Annotated in this window: 13 protein-coding genes, 1 tRNA gene and 1 pseudogene; 11 read left to right on the top strand and 4 right to left on the bottom strand. The window is 46.1% G+C overall.

What is annotated here, in order from left to right:
- A pseudogene (locus tag P0M11_RS13325) lies at positions 1-97 on the top strand (transposase); the annotation flags it as partial.
- A gap of 98 nt (positions 98-195) precedes the next feature.
- Here the strand turns inward: P0M11_RS13325 and P0M11_RS12585 are convergent.
- Positions 196-280: transfer RNA gene (locus P0M11_RS12585), tRNA-Ser, on the bottom strand.
- A gap of 394 nt (positions 281-674) precedes the next feature.
- Between P0M11_RS12585 and P0M11_RS12580 the strand changes: the two genes are divergently transcribed.
- From P0M11_RS12580 to P0M11_RS12560, 5 genes are read left to right on the top strand one after another with little or no spacing between them, the layout of a single operon-like run.
- Positions 675-1118, top strand: a complete 444-nt coding sequence (locus P0M11_RS12580) for a transcriptional regulator (protein WP_275625994.1) — start codon at positions 675-677, stop codon at positions 1116-1118.
- Position 1119: 1 nt separating this feature from the next.
- A complete protein-coding gene (locus P0M11_RS12575; protein WP_275625993.1) occupies positions 1120-2349 on the top strand; it encodes an efflux RND transporter periplasmic adaptor subunit in 1230 nt (409 codons plus the stop codon).
- A 9-nt stretch (positions 2350-2358) separates the two neighbouring features.
- Positions 2359-5505, top strand: a complete 3147-nt coding sequence (locus P0M11_RS12570) for an efflux RND transporter permease subunit (RefSeq protein WP_275625992.1) — start codon at positions 2359-2361, stop codon at positions 5503-5505.
- Positions 5506-5542: 37 nt separating this feature from the next.
- Complete coding sequence (locus P0M11_RS12565; RefSeq protein ID WP_275625991.1) at positions 5543-6958, top strand: efflux transporter outer membrane subunit; 1416 nt, start codon at positions 5543-5545, stop codon at positions 6956-6958.
- A 27-nt stretch (positions 6959-6985) separates the two neighbouring features.
- Positions 6986-7567, top strand: coding sequence for a Crp/Fnr family transcriptional regulator (locus P0M11_RS12560; protein ID WP_275625990.1), 582 nt, complete (start codon positions 6986-6988; stop codon positions 7565-7567).
- A 51-nt stretch (positions 7568-7618) separates the two neighbouring features.
- Here the strand turns inward: P0M11_RS12560 and P0M11_RS12555 are convergent, their stop codons facing one another.
- Positions 7619-8485, bottom strand: coding sequence for an RNA polymerase sigma factor RpoD/SigA (locus P0M11_RS12555; protein WP_158064467.1), 867 nt, complete (start codon positions 8483-8485; stop codon positions 7619-7621).
- Between the two features lie 286 nt (positions 8486-8771).
- Between P0M11_RS12555 and P0M11_RS12550 the strand changes: the two genes are divergently transcribed.
- A complete protein-coding gene (locus P0M11_RS12550; RefSeq protein ID WP_275625989.1) occupies positions 8772-10322 on the top strand; it encodes an aldehyde dehydrogenase family protein in 1551 nt (516 codons plus the stop codon).
- A gap of 74 nt (positions 10323-10396) precedes the next feature.
- A complete protein-coding gene (gene lat / locus P0M11_RS12545) occupies positions 10397-11734 on the top strand; it encodes an L-lysine 6-transaminase (RefSeq protein WP_275625988.1) in 1338 nt (445 codons plus the stop codon).
- A 32-nt stretch (positions 11735-11766) separates the two neighbouring features.
- On the opposite strand, the gene P0M11_RS12540 is transcribed toward lat, so the two are convergent.
- On the bottom strand, positions 11767-12936 hold the full coding sequence (locus P0M11_RS12540; RefSeq protein WP_275625987.1) for a methionine aminotransferase: 1170 nt from the start codon (positions 12934-12936) through the stop codon (positions 11767-11769).
- 206 nt (positions 12937-13142) lie between these two features.
- Between P0M11_RS12540 and typA the strand changes: the two genes are divergently transcribed.
- Positions 13143-14948 carry a translational GTPase TypA gene (gene typA, locus P0M11_RS12535; protein WP_158064463.1) on the top strand — a complete coding sequence of 602 codons (1806 nt, stop codon included), beginning with the start codon at positions 13143-13145 and terminating at the stop codon, positions 14946-14948.
- Positions 14949-15261: 313 nt separating this feature from the next.
- Positions 15262-15492, top strand: coding sequence for a hypothetical protein (locus P0M11_RS12530; RefSeq protein ID WP_275625986.1), 231 nt, complete (start codon positions 15262-15264; stop codon positions 15490-15492).
- On the opposite strand, the gene P0M11_RS12525 is transcribed toward P0M11_RS12530, so the two are convergent.
- Complete coding sequence (locus P0M11_RS12525) at positions 15489-16403, bottom strand: WG repeat-containing protein (RefSeq protein WP_275625985.1); 915 nt, start codon at positions 16401-16403, stop codon at positions 15489-15491. The two genes, P0M11_RS12530 and P0M11_RS12525, sit on opposite strands and share 4 nt — an antisense overlap.
- 499 nt (positions 16404-16902) lie before the next feature.
- Here P0M11_RS12525 and P0M11_RS12520 point away from each other — a divergent pair, with 499 nt between their 5' ends.
- Complete coding sequence (locus P0M11_RS12520) at positions 16903-17553, top strand: hypothetical protein (protein ID WP_275625984.1); 651 nt, start codon at positions 16903-16905, stop codon at positions 17551-17553.
- Positions 17554-17808: the final 255 nt, after the last annotated feature.

The following is a 17808-nucleotide window of genomic DNA, read 5'->3' as shown; positions in this document are numbered from 1 at the left end:
ATCCTTCAATGCAAAAATCAAAAACTTCAGAATCCAGTTACGTGGCGTAAAAGACAGGTCCTTCTTCCTCTACAGGCTTACCACTCTTTTTGCCTAATCCCCCAGGTTTTGTTCCTGATCCGGGAGGAGGTGGGGAAGAAAGAAATATAAAATGAAAAAACCTACTGAATATCAGTAGGTTAGTAAAAAGTTGAGCGGAGAAAGAGGGATTCGAACCCCCGGACCTGTTACAGTCAACAGTTTTCAAGACTGCCGCAATCGACCACTCTGCCATTTCTCCAGGTTTTGGTCTTCTGTTTTCAGTGGTGCAAATATAGACTTCTTCCTATAACCTGCAAAATATTTCCGGTATTTTTTTGAGGCTAAGAGTGAGGTTGAGGCTAAGGCCAAGGCTAAGGTCAAGGATGGTGGTTGGTGGCTGGTGATTGGTGGTTGGTGATTGGTGACTGGAAGTTGGTGGTTTGGAGTGGAGGAGTGCTTTACTATTCCTTGCGACAGATAATTAAATTAGCCAGCAACCAAGTACTCAAATACTCAAATACTCAAACCCTCAAGACCTTAAAATTCATAATCCAACATTCACAACTCACCTTGCAACTGATTTCATCTATACCCTTCATTTAGTTCGTTTTTTACCGAACCATTTAGTAATTTTGTGGGATAAGCCCGAGCTGATGCCTAAAACACTGAAGATAGACCAGCAGATTTTTCAGAATCTGGTCACCTTTTACAGCGAAACCTTTCATCTTCCGCCTCTTGCGGCCAAGATTTATGCCTACCTTCTTTTCGACTTCGAAAAGAAGGGAATCAGTTTTGATGAGTTCGTTGAAATTTTCTGTGCCAGCAAAAGTTCGGTGTCCTCCAATATCAGTATCCTCCTCACGATGCAGCTTATTCAGGATTTCAATAAAATCAACGAAAGAAAGCGCTATTTTGTGGTGAACGACAACTTCCTGAAAATGCGCTACACCCAGATTATTGAGCGCCTGAGTAAGGAGCTTGAAATCCTGGATAGTATTCAGGAGTTCCGCGGCGAGACCGACGAAAAATACAGGGTGTACAAGGAACTGATGACTACCAACATCAACAATATCAAGAATTCACTAAGCAAACTATAAGATGCAGAATAAGATTATACTTTTCAGTCTGGCCGCTCTGGCTGTGACTGCGTGCAAGAAAACCGACGACAAACCGCCACAGGGACCCAAGGCCGTTAACACCGTGCAGGTAGAGACGCGTAATGTAACCGCCTATTCGGAATATCCGGCCTCCATACAGGGTAGGGTGAACAACGAGGTAAGGGCCAAGATCCAGGGATACATCACCCAGGTTCTTGTAGATGAAGGGCAATATGTGACCAAGGGTCAGCCCCTCTTCCGCCTCGAGACCAATTCCTTAAGTCAGACTGCCGCGGCTGCTAATGCCGGAATCGGCGCGGCGCGTTCCAATGTTGCCGCCGCTGAGGCGAGTGTGACAGCTGCACAGGCAGGTGTAAACGCCGCAAAAGTAGAGGTGGACAAGCTTCGTCCGCTGGTGGAGAAGAATATTATCAGTTCCGTACAGCTGCAGACCGCGCAGGCCAATCTGGCCAGGGCACAAGCCCAGCTTCAGCAGGCTGTTGCTGCCAAACAGCAGGCAGGCGCGGGTGTTTCGCAGGCGCAGGCTACCTATCAGGGTGTTAGGGAAAATATTAACTATTCCGTGATCCGTTCACCCATCTCGGGTGTACTGGGGAAAATCAATATGAGGAACGGAAGCCTGGTGGGGCCTTCCGATCCCATGCCCATCTCCACCGTGTCGGATACAAGCGGCCTCTATGCTTATTTCTCCATGAACGAAAGGGAATATCTTGATTTCCTGAAAAATTCCTACGGATCCACGCTGGCGGAAAAACTCAAAAACATGCCCATGGTGGAGCTGGTACTTGCCAACGGTGAGGTTTATAAAGAAAAAGGCCGGATTGAAGCCGTAACCGGTGCCATTGATCCTGCTACTGGAAGCATACAGTTCCGTGTATCGCTGCCTAACCCGGATAAACTGCTGAGCAATGGCAACAGCGGTACCATACGTGTTCCGCGTATGTATGACGGTGTATTGGTGGTTCCTGAAAGCGCCACTTACGAGCAGCAGGGTCTGGTGTATGTTTATAAGGTGGAAAAGGATACAGCGAAATCCGCTGTCATCGATGTGACCGACCGTGCCGGAAATATGGTGATCATTAAAAGCGGTGCCAAAAAAGGCGAGACCGTGGTGGCAGAAGGAACTGGCGGTCTTAAATCGGGAACACCTGTAAAGCCTACGCCGGTGAAGTTTGATGATATTGTAAATGCGATAAAGCCCATATTCTAAGCAACTGGTATGATTAAAAAATTTATAAACAGACCGGTACTTTCAACGGTTATATCGATTCTGATCGTCATCCTGGGTATCCTGGGTCTGGTGGCCCTGCCGGTGACTCAGTATCCGGATATCGCGCCGCCTACGGTCCGGATTTCGGCCAATTACACGGGTGCCAATGCGCAAACAGTGATGAACAGTGTGATCATTCCGATAGAAGAGCAGGTGAACGGGGTGGAAGGCATGGATTATATTTCGTCCTCGGCCGGTAATAACGGTTCAGCCTCTATCCAGGTGTTTTTTAAGCAGGGTATCAATCCCGATATCGCCGCGGTGAACGTGCAGAACCAGGTTCAGCGTGCGCTTCCCCTGCTGCCCTCCGAAGTGACGCGGTCCGGCGTTCAGGTAAATAAGCAGCAGACGAGTGCCCTGATGTTCCTTTCCTTTTATACGTCGAATCCGGATCTTGATGAAGTTTGGCTTCAGAACTATATGAACATCAACATTATTCCGGCCATTAAAAGGGTGAATGGTGTGGGTGATGCTTCCGCTTTTGGCGGAAAAACCTATTCCATGAGAATCTGGCTGGACCCCGCGAAAATGGCGGCCTATGGCCTGGAACCTTCTGAAGTTTCGCAAGTCATCAGCGAACAGTCGCGCGAGGCGGCGGCGGGACAGTTGGGTGAGAACAGCGGAAGTTCCTTTCAGTATGTAATTACGTACAAGGGAAAGCATGACGAGGTGGAAGAATATGAAAATATTGTGGTACGCGCGCTTGGCAACGGTGAATATCTGCGGCTGAAAGATGTGGCCGATATTAAACTCGATGCTTTGTCCTACGGGGGTATCGGTGAAAATAACGGGCGCCGTTCGGTAAGTATGGGTATTTTCCAGACACCGGGTTCCAACGCGCAGAATATCATCAAAGATATTAAAGCTTTACTGGAAGAAACCGAAAAGACCCTTCCTGAGGGAATAGGCTACAGCATTAACTTTGATACCAATGACTTCCTGGAAGCCTCCATCAGTAAAGTGATTGTAACTTTAATCGAAGCGTTCGTCCTGGTGTTCCTTGTGGTGTTCCTGTTCCTTCAGGATTTCCGTTCCACGCTGATTCCCGCCATTGCGGTACCAGTATCCATTATCGGTACATTATTTTTTCTGAATTTGCTTGGTTATTCCCTGAACCTGCTTACTCTTTTCGCGCTTGTTCTGGCAATTGGTATTGTGGTAGATGATGCCATTGTGGTGGTAGAAGCTGTACATGCCAAGCTGGAACAGGGCTTTACGGATGCCAAGAAAGCGACGGTCTCTGCCATGGACGAAATCACAGGGGCCATTATCTCTATTACCCTTGTTATGGCGGCGGTATTTATTCCGGTGACCTTCCTGCAGGGACCCACGGGGGTTTTCTATCAGCAGTTCGGTATTACGCTGATCATTGCGATCCTGATCTCTGCGGTGAATGCCCTTACCTTAAGTCCAGTCCTTTGTTCTCTTTTCCTGAAACCGTCTGCTCATCATCATAAAGCGTATTCAGAGATGAATTTCGGCCAGAAATTCTTCGCCAAATTCAATATCGGTTTCCGTGCGGTCACTAATAAATACGGTCGTTCGTTTGTTTACCTGCTACGGCACAAGTGGATTACCCTGCTGATTTTTGCGGCGGGTGCCTTAACCTTCTGGTGGGCCAATTCCACCATGCCTACAGGATTTATTCCGAAGGAAGACCGTGGGATTATCTTTACCGATGTTCAGCTGCCGCCGGGCTCATCCATGGAACGAACCTATAATGTGCTGAAAGACCTTCAGGAAGAAGCCCGTAAGATTCCGGGGGTACAGAATGTCACCTTTACTGCCAGCCGTGGATTTATGTCGGGTCAGGGTTCCAATGTAGGTCAGGCTTTCGTAAGGCTGAAACCATTTGACGAAAGAGGAAAGGAAGACGGTCAGGATGTGGAAACCATCACCAAAAAACTGTTTGGTCTCACGGGAAAGTATCCCGACGCGAAAATTGTATTCTTTTCGCCGCCAAGTGTTCCAGGTTTCGGGCAGAGTGACGGTTTCTCGGCAGTTCTGCTGGATAAATCAGGCGGTGAACTTACCGAGCTCAACAGTGTAACCCAGGAATTTATAGGTTCGCTGATGCAGCGACCTGAAATTCAGTTTGCATCCACGAGTTTCAATACGAATTATCCTCAGTACGAAATGGTCATCAACGTACCGCGTGCCAAGGAAAGTGGAGTTTCGGTAAACAATATCCTGAGTACGATGCAGGGTTATATTGGCGGGATCTATTCCTCCGACTTTACCAAATACGGAAAACAGTTCCGGGTAATGATACAGGCCCTGCCGGACAACAGGAAATCTCCGGAAAGCCTGAATGGACTCTATGTGAAGACCAATTCAGGAGCCATGGCGCCTATTTCCCAGTTCCTGACGCTGGAACGTTCCTTCGGGCCGCAGTCCATTGAACGCTATAACCTTTTTACCTCCGTGAGTATCAGCGGATCGACTAACCCCGGATTTTCGACAGGTGATGCCATTAAGGCTGTACAGGAAACAGCTGCCAACCTTCCGGGCGATTATGATGTGGAATTCACCGGTCTTACCAAAGAGGAAATGAGCGCCGGATCCCAAACCTATATTATCTTCCTGCTGAGTTTTATCTTCGTGTACTTCATCCTTGCGGCGCAGTACGAGAGTTATATACTTCCGTTTGCGGTGATTCTCTCGCTGCCGCTGGGTGTAATCGGTGCCTATTTCGGACAAAGGGTCTTTGGCCTGGAGAACAATATCTATTTCCAGATTGCCATCATCATGCTGATCGGGCTTTTGGCCAAAAATGCAATTCTTATTGTTGAATTTGCACTGCAGCGCCGGCATCACGGAGAAACCCTTGCCATGTCGGCAATCAATGCCGCGAAAGCCCGACTGAGGCCTATACTGATGACGTCCTTCGCCTTTATATTCGGTATGTTGCCGCTGGTATTTGCAAGCGGAATTGGCTCTGTGGGTAATAAATCCATTGGTACAGGGGCAGCTATGGGACTTCTGATCGGTACTTTCTTCGGACTGCTGGCCATTCCTGTGCTGTACGTTATTTTTCAGGCACTGCACGAAAAGATAGTTCCGATAAAAAAGGAGAAGGTCAATTTGAGCGAATAGCAACCCATTTCTTCTTAACAGCAATAAATTATTACTGATGACATTTATTTTTAATTTTAAATATACCGTACTCACCCTATCAACTGCTCTGATGCTTACCTCATGTGTGGCCAGGCAGCCCTATGACCGCGAAGTTTTGGGTGTGAACGAAAATGTTTTCCGCACCGACCGGATTCCCCGCGACAGTGCCAGCATCGCCACAGTTTCCTGGCGTGAAATATTTACCGATCCGGTACTGCAGAACCACATCCAGAAAGGCTTGGATAATAACCTGGACATCAGGATTGCCCTGCAAAATATATCCATTGCCGAATCCTATCTGAAACAGCGCAAGGCTGCTTACCAGCCCACTTTGGCAGTGGGACCCAGCTATACCTTCCAAACCCAGTCCCTGAATACACAACTGGGCCGGATCGTGGGCGGCAGCCGGCGGTATATCAATATTCTGGGTCTGGAGGGCGATATTTCCTGGGAGGCAGATATCTGGGGGAAACTGAAAGCAGAGCAGAAAGCACAGTGGGCGGCCTACCTCGGAACCGTTGCTGCACACCGTGAAGTGAAAACCGACCTGGTGGCGGCTATTGCCTCTGCCTATTACCAGCTGCTGACTTTTGATGAGCAGAAAAGGGTCATTAACGAGACCATAACCCTGCGCAATAAAAATCTGGAAACTACCCGGGCGCTTAAAGAATCCGGTATCCTTACCGAAGTTGCGGTGCAGCAAAGTGAAGCACTGGTTTACAATGCCCAGGCCCTTTTGCTGGATATTGATGTCCAGATTTCCATGCTGGAAAATACCATCAGCTTACTGAAGGGTGAGACTCCCCAAAGTATTGCACGCTCCACTATCAGTCAGCAGGAAATGCCTGCCAGTTTCCCGCTCGGGTATTCGGCTAACCTGCTCTCGAATCGGGGCGATGTTATGGAGGCAGAGGCAAGACTGATTCAGGCCTACGAACTGACAGACGCTGCCCGAGCGCAGTTTTATCCGAGTTTAAGAATCAGCGGAAGTACTGGGCTGCAGAGTATAGAGCTCGATAAGTTTTTCAGCGTTAATTCCATTTTCGCTACCGTTATGGGAAGTTTGGTGCAGCCCATCCTGAACAAGAGGCAGATCCGCACCAATTACGAGGTAAGTCTTTATAACAGACAGATCGCCTATCTGAACTTTCGGAAAACGCTGCTGAATGCCGGTAAGGAAGTTTCAGACGCCCTGAAGATGTATGAAACACAGGATCAGTTTATTGCCCTCAAAGAAAAGGAAGTGGCCGCTTACCGGAATTCCGTGGACTACTCCCAGGAATTGGTGAACTACGGTATGGCCAATTATCTGGAAGTACTGAACTCCAGCGTAAACGCGCTCAGTGCAGAACTGAACATTGCCAATGCCCAATACACAAAGCTGAGGTCGGCGGTTGAACTTTATCAGGCGCTGGGCGGCGGATGGCGTTAATTCCTTATATTTGGTTAAAATTACATCATGGACAATATAGAACATTATCTTTCGGAAGTACTGGAGATTCCTGTAGCTGATGTTTCCATGTGTGGCTCACATTATACCGTTAAAAATTTCCAGAAGGGGGAATTGCTGTTAAGTGCGGGTGAAGTCTGCAAATCAACTTATTTTGTGGAAGAAGGACTGCTGCGCATGTTCTCCACCGATCGGAACGGAAAGGAACACATCATTCAGTTTGCACCCGAAAAATGGCTGATTTCCGACAGGAGTTCACTTTACTTCAATGAAAAGTCCAATTATTATATTGAAGCGGTTGAGAATTCAAAGGTACTGCTGCTGACACCCGATTTTTTCCGCAACCTGAACCTTCAGTTTCCCGGCACCATTGCGAATAATGACCTACTGCTCCAAAAACATATACGTAACCTTCAGAACCGTGTGAATTCCCTGCTTTCTGATACCGCGCAGGAGCGTTATCTCGATTTCATCAAGATGTATCCGGATCTTATGCAGCGCGTACCTCAATGGATGGTGGCCTCCTATCTTGGGATTACACCTGAAAGTCTGAGCAGGGTGCGAAAGGATCTGGTGAAGAAGAATGTTTGACACAAAAAAAAGGAACCTTTTGAGGTTCCTTTGAAGCTATAATCGGTTATGTTATTTGCCCAGATAAGATTTCAGGATCTTACTTCTGGTATTGTGCTTAAGTCTCTTGATGGCTTTTTCCTTGATCTGACGCACTCTCTCTCTGGTAAGGTCGAAGGTTTCGCCAATTTCTTCCAGAGTCATCGGGTGTTTGCCGTTCAGGCCAAAATAAAGACGTACAAGGTCTGCTTCCCTTGGGGTAAGTGTTTGCAGGGCTCTTTCGATCTCAATCTGCAGGGATTCCAGCATCAGGTCTTTGTCGGGACTTGGGGATTCACCGGAGCGAAGTACATCGTAAAGGTTGGAATCTTCACCTTCTACAAGCGGTGCATCCATAGAGAGGTGTCTTCCGCTGTTTTTCATGGATTCCTTGATGTCTTCCTCGCTCATATCCAGTACTTCAGCCAGTTCTTCCGGGGATGGAGGTCTTTCGTTTTCCTGCTCCAGGTGGGCGTAAGCCTTGTTGATTTTGTTGATGGAGCCAATCTTGTTCAGTGGTAGCCTCACAATCCTGGACTGCTCAGCCAGCGCCTGCAGGATGGACTGTCTGATCCACCATACCGCGTACGAAATAAATTTAAAACCTCTGGTTTCATCGTACCTTTTGGCGGCCTTCATCAGTCCCAAATTACCTTCATTGATAAGGTCGGGAAGGGACAGTCCCTGATTTTGGTACTGCTTGGATACAGAAACCACGAAACGAAGGTTGGCTTTAATGAGTTTTTCCAGTGCGGCGCGGTCGCCGGCGCGGATCTTTTGTGCTAAATCAACCTCTTCGTCGGCGGTAATCAGTTCCACTTTTCCGATTTCCTGAAGATACTTGTCCAGTGACGCGGTTTCCCTGTTGGTAACCTGCTTGGTAATTTTTAACTGTCTCATGTACAATAAACGCCCGTTTAACGTCGGGCTCTAAGTATATGTACGCTATGCAACCCGTAAAGGTTACAGGAATTTAAATTATTGTTTAATTATTTTGGTCAGCGCTGTCCCTCCGCTGGAGAAGGATTGCTTCATTGATAATTGATAACTGTAAATTGCTGAGATATCTTAATGTTTAATTTAAATCACTGTGTAAAATATGGTGCTTTGGGACAAAACTATGAATCCGCTTTTTTGCTGTTTCACCAAATCTTAGTACCTTTAAGCGCATATGAAAACAGAAAACATGGTAAAAGCAGAAAAGGATTACGGCATTGCGCAGTCCTTGAAGAATTTAGGAATTTCAAATGAAAATACAGGCGTTTCCACAGGATTGGAAAGCTTTTCCAACGGAGACGTTATTGAAAGTTATTCGCCTACCGACGGCCAGCTAATCGCCAAAATAAAAACAGGTTCTGCAGAAGATTACGAAACGGTAATGTCTGCCGCTAAAGCCGCCTTTCCGGAATTCCGGTTAATGCCCGCACCGAAAAGGGGAGAACTTGTAAGACAGTTCGGTAACAAATTAAGAGAGAAAAAAGACGACCTGGGTAAACTTGTGTCCTATGAAATGGGTAAATCCCTTCAGGAAGGCTTGGGAGAAGTTCAGGAGATGATCGATATCTGCGATTTCGCGGTAGGTCTTTCCCGTCAGCTTCACGGATTTACCATGCATTCCGAGAGACCGCTGCACCGTATGTACGAACAGTACCATCCGCTGGGAATTGTGGGGGTGATTTCGGCCTTCAACTTTCCCGTAGCTGTGTGGAGCTGGAATACTGCCCTGAGCTGGATCTGCGGTAATGTAACCGTTTGGAAACCGTCTGAAAAAGTTGGACTGTGCGCCATAGCCTGCCAAAACATCATTGCTGAGGTTTTGAGGGAAAATGACATGCCTGAAGGCATCTCCGGAATGATCGTTGGAGATCATACCATCGGGGAGAAATTGGTGGCAGACAAAAGAACTGCGCTGGTTTCCTTCACAGGTTCTACACGTGTGGGCAGAATGGTAGGAACAAAGGTAGCTGAGCGTTTCGGAAAATCAATCCTGGAACTGGGCGGAAACAATGCCATCATTATTTCAGAACATGCAGACCTGGATATGTCCATCATTGGAGGGGTATTCGGCGCTGTAGGAACGGCCGGACAGAGGTGTACCTCTACCAGAAGGCTTATTATTCACTCGTCTGTTTATGATGAAGTTAAAAACCGGTTGGTTAAAGCCTACGGACAGCTAAAGATCGGAAATCCGCTGGATGAGAATAACCATGTAGGTCCGCTGATCGATACCGATGCAGTTTCGCAGTACCTTGATTCTATTGAAAAGTGTAAAAAAGAAGGCGGAAAGTTCATCGTGGAAGGCGGTGTGCTGGAAGGCGCTGACTACAGCTCCGGCTGTTATGTGAAACCCTGCATCGCTGAAGTTGAAAACAGCTTTGAAATCGTGCAGCACGAAACCTTTGCCCCCATCCTTTATATCATGAAATACGAAAACCTGGACGAGGCGATTGAAATGCAGAACGACGTACCACAGGGTCTGAGTTCGGCGATCATGACCCAAAACCTTCGCGAGGCTGAGCTGTTCCTGTCTCATGCAGGATCGGACTGCGGTATTGCCAATGTAAACATCGGTACTTCCGGTGCGGAAATCGGAGGAGCCTTCGGGGGCGAAAAAGAGACCGGTGGCGGCCGCGAATCAGGTTCGGATGTCTGGAAGTATTATATGAGAAGACAGACCAATACCATTAATTACAGTACAACATTGCCGCTGGCTCAGGGTATTAAGTTCGATATCTAAGAACGGCAGTTCACCAAATCACAGAATATTATTTCACCAAGGCTATTGCAGCTTTTAAAACAATCATAAAAAATATGAATAACACCATCGCTCAACAACCAGAGACTACCAATAAAGTAAAAAACACCCTGGCCCGACATATCCTTGCCGACGGTTTCGACTTCGTTATGGATATCGAGAAATCCCACGGTTCCTATATCGCCGACAAATTAAGCGGCACTGAATTTCTGGATATGTTCTCCATGTTTGCGTCTGCCTCCATCGGCTATAATCATCCTTATGTAGTACAGCATTCCGACTGGCTGGGCCGCATGGCCGTTAACAAACCCACACTGGCTGATGTTTATTCCGAGGAGTATGCGGAATTTATGGAAGTTTTCGAACGTGTTGCTATTCCGCAGGAACTGCAGTACTGCTTCTTTATTGAAGGCGGAACTTTGGCGGTAGAGAATGCCATGAAGGCCTGCTTTGACTGGAAAACGCGTAAGAACTTTGAAAAGGACCTCACGGTTGAAGGTGATATCTGCATACATTTCCGTCAGTCCTTCCATGGCCGCAGCGGTTATACTCTGAGTTTAACCAACACCTCAGACCCGCGGAAGCACCAGTATTTCCCGAAATTCGACTGGCCACGGATCATTAACCCCTACTTGACTTTTCCGGTAACGGAGGAAAATCTGGAGACGACGATCAAGAATGAGCAGTTGGCACTTCTGAATATTGAAGAAGCGATATTGGCAAATCCAAACAGGGTAGCCTGCATCATTATCGAACCTATTCAGGCAGAAGGCGGCGACAACCATTTCCGCGATGAGTTCTTTACCGGCTTAAGAAAGCTGTGTGATGAAAACGAAGTCTTACTGATTTTCGATGAAGTGCAGACCGGCATCGGGATTACAGGGAAAATGTGGGCGTTCCAGCATTTTACATCGAAGCCGGATATCATTTCCTTTGGAAAGAAAACCCAGGTTTGCGGGGTTCTGGCCAATAAAGAAAAGTTTGATGAAATACCGAACAATGTTTTCCGCGAGAGTTCCAGGATTAACTCCACATTTGGTGGTAACTTCATCGATATGATGCGTTTCAAACTGGTTCTTGAAGTGATTGAAAAAGAAAACCTCTGCGAAAATGCCAAAGTGGTAGGAGAGTACCTGCTTTCAGGATTGCAGAATCTGGCTGCAAAATATCCTCAGCATCTTTCAAATGCACGAGGAAGAGGCCTGATGTGTGCCATAGACCTTACCGATGGTGCACAGCGTGACGCCGTACGTGACGAGCTGTACCGCCGTAACCTGATTATCCTGGGTTGTGGTGACCAGTCACTGCGTTTCCGCCCGCACCTGAACGTAACTAAAGAGGAAATTCAGCTGGCGCTGGATAAAATTGAAGATGTCATCAGTCAAATAGCGTAATACACGAAGCCGGAATTTTTTTCCGGCTTTTTTTATAGAAGGTTGCGCAGAAGTTCTGCGGCCTTATCCATGGTCTCTTCTTTTTTGGTAAAGCAAAACCTGACTTTCCCGGTATTCTGCCCTTTATGATAAAACGCCGAAACGGGTACGGTGCAGACCTTTTTCTCCCTGGTAAGCCAGACAGCGAAGTCCTTATCATTCAGATCTGAAAAGTTACGGTAGTCCATGGTTTGGAAATAGCCGCCCTGGGCTTTTGAACTAATTTCAAAAGGTAAACCGGCGAAAGCATCAATCAGGTAATCTCTTTTTTCCTGCATCATTTGCGCATTGGCTTTGGCATCAAAGACTTCCAGATATCCGGCCAGGGCATACTGCGCCGGAACATTCACGCAAAAACTTAAGTATTGGTGCACGCGCCGGAAAGCGTGATTAAGTTCTTCACTTGCCAGCACATATCCTACCTTCCAGCCGGTAGCGTGGAACATTTTGCCGAAAGAAAACACCGCATAGCTCCGCTTCCGAAGCTGAGTGTGGTGCATCACACTTGTAAAGGTTTGATTGTCGTAGCAAAGTACATCGTAAACTTCATCAGAAATAATAACGATGTCTGTATCCTTTACAATCTGCCACAACTGTTCCCAGTCATTTTCTGTCCAGATATTTCCCGAGGGATTGTGTGGCGAATTTATAATGATTGCCCGGGTTTGCATCGTAACCGCATTTCTTATCTTTTCAAAATCAGGTCTGAAATCTGTATCCAGACCAACGAATACCGGTTTGCCACCGTTTATCTCGATGGCCGGCACATAACTGTCGTAGCTGGGTTCCAAAACAATTACCTCGCCGCCGGGATTCAGGATAGTGGCCAGCGCGCAGTAGATTCCGTACGTGGCACCGGGCGTAATTATTATTTCAGACGGGTGAGTGCGAAGAGGTTTAGGACGGGCAGCATTGAAGGTTGCCAGATTTTCAGTAAGCAGCGGAACGCCTGTGAGCGGCGCATATTGGTTGTGATTATCTGCCGTTGCTTTGGCCAGAAGTTCTTTAAGTTTTGGGTCTGTTTCAAAGTCGGGAAAGCCCTGTGACAGGTTTACGGCGCCGTTTTGCTGTGCCAGTAAAGTCATTTCCGAAAATATGCTGATGTCTTTGCCGCTGTGCTTCCGCTCAATTCTCATATTGGGATCTTTTAACCAAATGTACATTTTTTTTTAGCTAATCTTTCCTGTTTTTTATTAGAGAATCAATACTTTGATTTTAGGTGGAGAGGGTTGTGATTGGCCGCATTTCTTTATTTTGTGAGCCCGCGAAATGATTTCATTATCAATACATTAACGGTGGATAAATCTTTTAAATATATTGTTTCTACTCTCAAATAAAAAAACTACTTTTGCACCGTCAAAAAATATTTATGCAAAACATTAGAAATATCGCAATCATTGCGCACGTTGACCACGGTAAGACCACTTTGGTTGACAAAATTATTCACGCAACCAGCATTTTCAGAGAAAATCAGGAATCCGGCGATTTAATCATGGATAATAACGATCTTGAAAGAGAGCGTGGTATTACCATTTTATCCAAAAACATATCGGTATCTTATAAAGATACCAAGATTAACGTAATTGATACTCCCGGTCACGCCGACTTTGGTGGTGAAGTGGAGCGGGTTCTGAAAATGGCCGACGGTGTTTTGCTTTTAGTAGATGCCTTTGAAGGACCCATGCCACAGACGCGTTTCGTATTGCAGAAAGCACTGGAACTGGGTCTTAGACCCGTAGTGGTAATTAACAAAGTAGATAAACCGAACTGCCGCCCGGATGAAGTTCATGACCAGGTGTTCGACCTGTTCTTTAACCTGGACGCAACAGAGGAGCAGCTTGACTTCCCAACTTTTTACGGATCGTCCAAGCAGGGCTGGTTCAATACTTCCCTGGAGCCAACCGACAATATTTTCCCGCTTCTGGACGGTATCCTTCAATATGTTCCTGCACCGGAAGCCAAAGAAGGTCCGCTCAGAATGCAGATCACTTCCCTTGACTTCTCTTCATTTCTTGGCAGAATTGCCATCGGTAAGATTACTCAGGGTTCTGTAAAGGAATCCGAGTGGATCGGTCTTGCACAGGAAGACGGTAATATCATTAAAGGAAAAGTAAAGGAATTATACGTTTTTGAAGGTCTGGGCAAGAAGAAAGTTCAGGAAGTAAAAGCGGGTGATATCTGTGCCATTGTTGGTTTTGACAAATTCCAGATCGGTGATTCCTTCGTGGACCTGGAAAATCCGGATCCGATGCCGCGTACGGCGATTGATGAGCCTACACTTAATATGACCTTCTCCATCAACAACTCGCCTTTTTTCGGAAAAGACGGGAAGTATGTAACCTCCAATCACCTTAAAGAAAGGCTGATGAAGGAGCTGGAGAAAAACCTGGCCCTGCGTGTGGAGTTAACTGAAGATGCCAACACCTTCCTTGTGTTCGGCCGCGGTATCCTGCACCTTTCAGTCCTTATCGAGACGATGAGAAGGGAAGGTTATGAAATGACCATCGGTCAGCCCCAGGTGATCCTGAAGGAGATTGACGGTGTAAAATGTGAGCCTTATGAATCTTTAGTAGTTGACGTACCTGAGGAGTACGCATCACGTGTCATTGACCTTGCCACGCAAAGAAAAGGTGACCTTCATATTATGGAAACCAAAGGTGAGATGCAGCACCTGGAGATCGAGATTCCTTCCAGAGGACTGATCGGTCTGAGATCTCAGATGCTTACGGCTACAGCCGGTGAAGCCATTATGGCGCACCGTTTCACGGAGTACAAGCCTTACAAAGGTACTATACCGGGCAGATTGGTAGGCGTATTGGTAAGCAAATCTCAGGGGCCGGCTACCGAATATTCCATCGCAAAACTTCAGGACAGAGGTAAATTCTTTGTTGATCCGGGTGAGGAAATCTACGCAGGTATGATCGTGGGTGAGCAGAACAAGCCGGGTGACCTGGTGGTAAACATTGTGGAAGCCAAGCAGCTGAACAATATGCGTGCATCAGGAAAGGACAAGGACGGAAACATCGCTCCAAAAACCCTTTTCTCACTGGAAGAGTGTATGGAATACATCCAGGCTGATGAGGCCATTGAGGTAACTCCAAACTTCATCCGTATGCGTAAGAAAGTCCTTTCCGAAGAAGAAAGAAAGAGAATTGAAAGAAACGCGAAAGCATAATTCCTCCTTATAAGTAATATTTGCCCCGGTTTACCGGGGCATTTTTGTTGCTGCCGGCTAAATCCGGCGCAGAGGGATCGATGTTGATCTCCAGGATACACATGATGAGCCAATAAGTTTAATTAAGTGGCTCAGGGGTTTTCCTGATGCGAAGTAGCATAGTTGTAAGTCATTATTTGTAGTCAGCACGAAGTGAGGACACTTCGCACAGCTGAATGTAGTGATTCATAATTCTAATAAGATCTGAATCAACGACCTCTTCTGTCTTTATCAAAAAATACTTTTGTTTAATTGAATTTAAGAATAAGACCTTATGCCACAAATTGTTTCGATGGGAATCAGACTCATCAGAATTTCAAAGATGAATCCTTCTCTGATCATCATATCCGATAATGCCGGAATTTCCTGGCAAATAAGGTTTCCCGGTTCAGATGAAGTTGGTGAGTTTCTGGATATTTTCAGGAGGGGTGAAACTATTTTCGCGACCACGACTAAAGGCAGATTCAGATCTGTGGATTCGGGTGCTTACTGGATGCAGATTTAATAAGGCCATGTTCCTTCGCCCCAAATCAGTTCATGGCATTTTTTGTGAAAGGAATGAATTGTTTCTTCCCCTTCTACGGTCGGCACGAAAGGAATTTTTTTTCCTTCTGAATCTGCGACAAAGCAAAGTTCTTCTGAATCGCTATTTTCATGTTCCCAATAATTGAGGGAAATTTTAGCACACCCAGTAGCCGGATTAAATTCGCGTATGACCGAATCGGAGACAAATGGATAGATCACCTTTTGATTAATGTCGATAACTCCGAATACGATCTTCTGAAATTCTTCAGTAAAATGTTTATAATACTCCGAATAATAAACATCGGTTTCCGCTAATTTGTTCTTGTCGAAAAAGACATCGACTGTTTTCCCCGCTGCAAAATTTTCCTCGATAATTTCCAAATGTGCCCAGGTAAAATCAATGACGGTTTCCTGCTGATAATTAATTGCGCCATACTTTCCATTGAGGCGAACTGTTATATATTGACCGTTGAAACCTGTAATCGCCTCATACTGAAAAGGAATCAAAAGGTTTTGGTTCAAATCCATTATTCCGCATTTTCCATTCAGAGAGGCCGCAAAAGTAGGGTTCTCCTCAAGAAGATTTCCACAGAGGCCATCATTAATAATTGGGATCACAGCGTTATTGTTCCTGTCGATGAGTCCATATTTGCCGTTTTTTCGCACTCTGCATACTCCATTCTGAAAATGCGGGTAATAGATACAGTCATATTCGTCGGGGATAACCAAAAAGCCGTCCCGGTTCACAAAACCCATACCATCCGCTGTTACCACCCATCCGTAACCTTCTTCATCGAAATCAGTCACTTCTTCCCAGTTGGTGGGGTGGAAACCTCTTTCTTCGTAATCGTCGGCAAGGTCGTTTGCCTGCCAGGGGTTGAGTTTTTTCATTATTAAATTTTTAGAGGAACTTCTGAAAGGACAAATATATCTGCCGGCCTTTGAATTTTTTTAGATACACGTGCAAATATTCGGCGCATATATGCATAGTCACCGTAGTTTGCGTTATAACGGCAAATTTAATCTGATACACAGCCAAAATAAGTCGTGCACAGAAGATTTAAGAAATTAGTTGTAGTGCATCATTTGGAAGTTGTTCGGCGGCAAGTAAGGTATAGATGGAAGGAGGGCATGGTATTTACCCCGGGGAGGATACGGGTTATCCGTGAAGTAGCCGGCGGGTATGTATACTGCAACTACGGTGCAAGGTGTGGGAAGTCTTTAGGGAAAGGGGCTGGAGAGGTATTAATGGGTAAAAACAGGCAAATTTCCTAAGGAGAGAATATATCGGTCCATTAAAATCTGCAGCAGGAATAAATGTAGTACATATTTGGCATTCAAGTCAATACTTTCTGTAAATTTATGCTGTTTGTATTAATACGTCTTAGCTATGGGAAAGTTTCATACCCTGTTTACTATTAGCGGAAAGGTGGGCGGTTATGTATATTATTTGCTAAACGGCAAGCAGGTAGTAAGGAAAGCCGCGGGAAAAAGGAAAGGTCCGAAGACCCAAGGGGAAGAAGAAAGGGTTCTTTACAATACTGAGTTCGGCAGGGCTTCAGCCGCAGGAAAGGTCCTGAGGCAGGCTCTGGCGGAAGAGCTTCTGAAACTCAATGACCGGTATCTGTACCAGCGGGTAAACAGGCTGATACTGCAGCTGCGCAGTTTTGACCCATGGGCGCCGGGTGAAAGGACGGCAGCCGGCGGACTGGATACTGAAGATGGACAGGCGCTGTTGGCCGGTTTTCATTTCCATAAAAAATACGCTGCATTCCCAAAAATCCTTAGGGCAACGCGAAAAGGTACGCAACTGAGGGTTGAGGTTTCGGAGGTAAGTCCCAGGCCCACCGAAATGCTGGAAGTTCAGATCAATTTTAACAAAGGTATTTTCAGAAAGCATTCTCATTCGTATCCGGACGGGATTGCAGTGCGCGAAGTAATTGTTAAAAGACAGTTCAGAAGCAGAAAAGGATTTACGGATCTTGTTATGATTTCCGGCGATGCTTTTTTGCAGGGGGTTGTAATCTCAGAATCATATTAATTAAGAGCAGTTATTTATAAAGAAAATAACAGCTTACAGATAAAGAAATAAAAACATAATTCCGGCAAACCTATGTCCCTCCCGTTTAGGCTGCACCGGCAATTTCTTTAAAATGTAAAAGTCGACAGGCAGATCGTCCGGAAAGGCACGTGCGGTCAATGAAACGCTTTCAGTGAAATTTGCTTTTGGATCCTATTCTTACATATACAAAATATTAGTCCGAACCAATCCCAAATTATGACCAAAGTGGATTTT

Source organism: Kaistella sp. PBT33-4, assembly GCF_029194425.1.
Taxonomy (GTDB): domain Bacteria; phylum Bacteroidota; class Bacteroidia; order Flavobacteriales; family Weeksellaceae; genus Marnyiella.
Note: the sequence above shows the minus strand (reverse complement) of the source record. Positions and strands in the feature narration are given on the sequence as shown.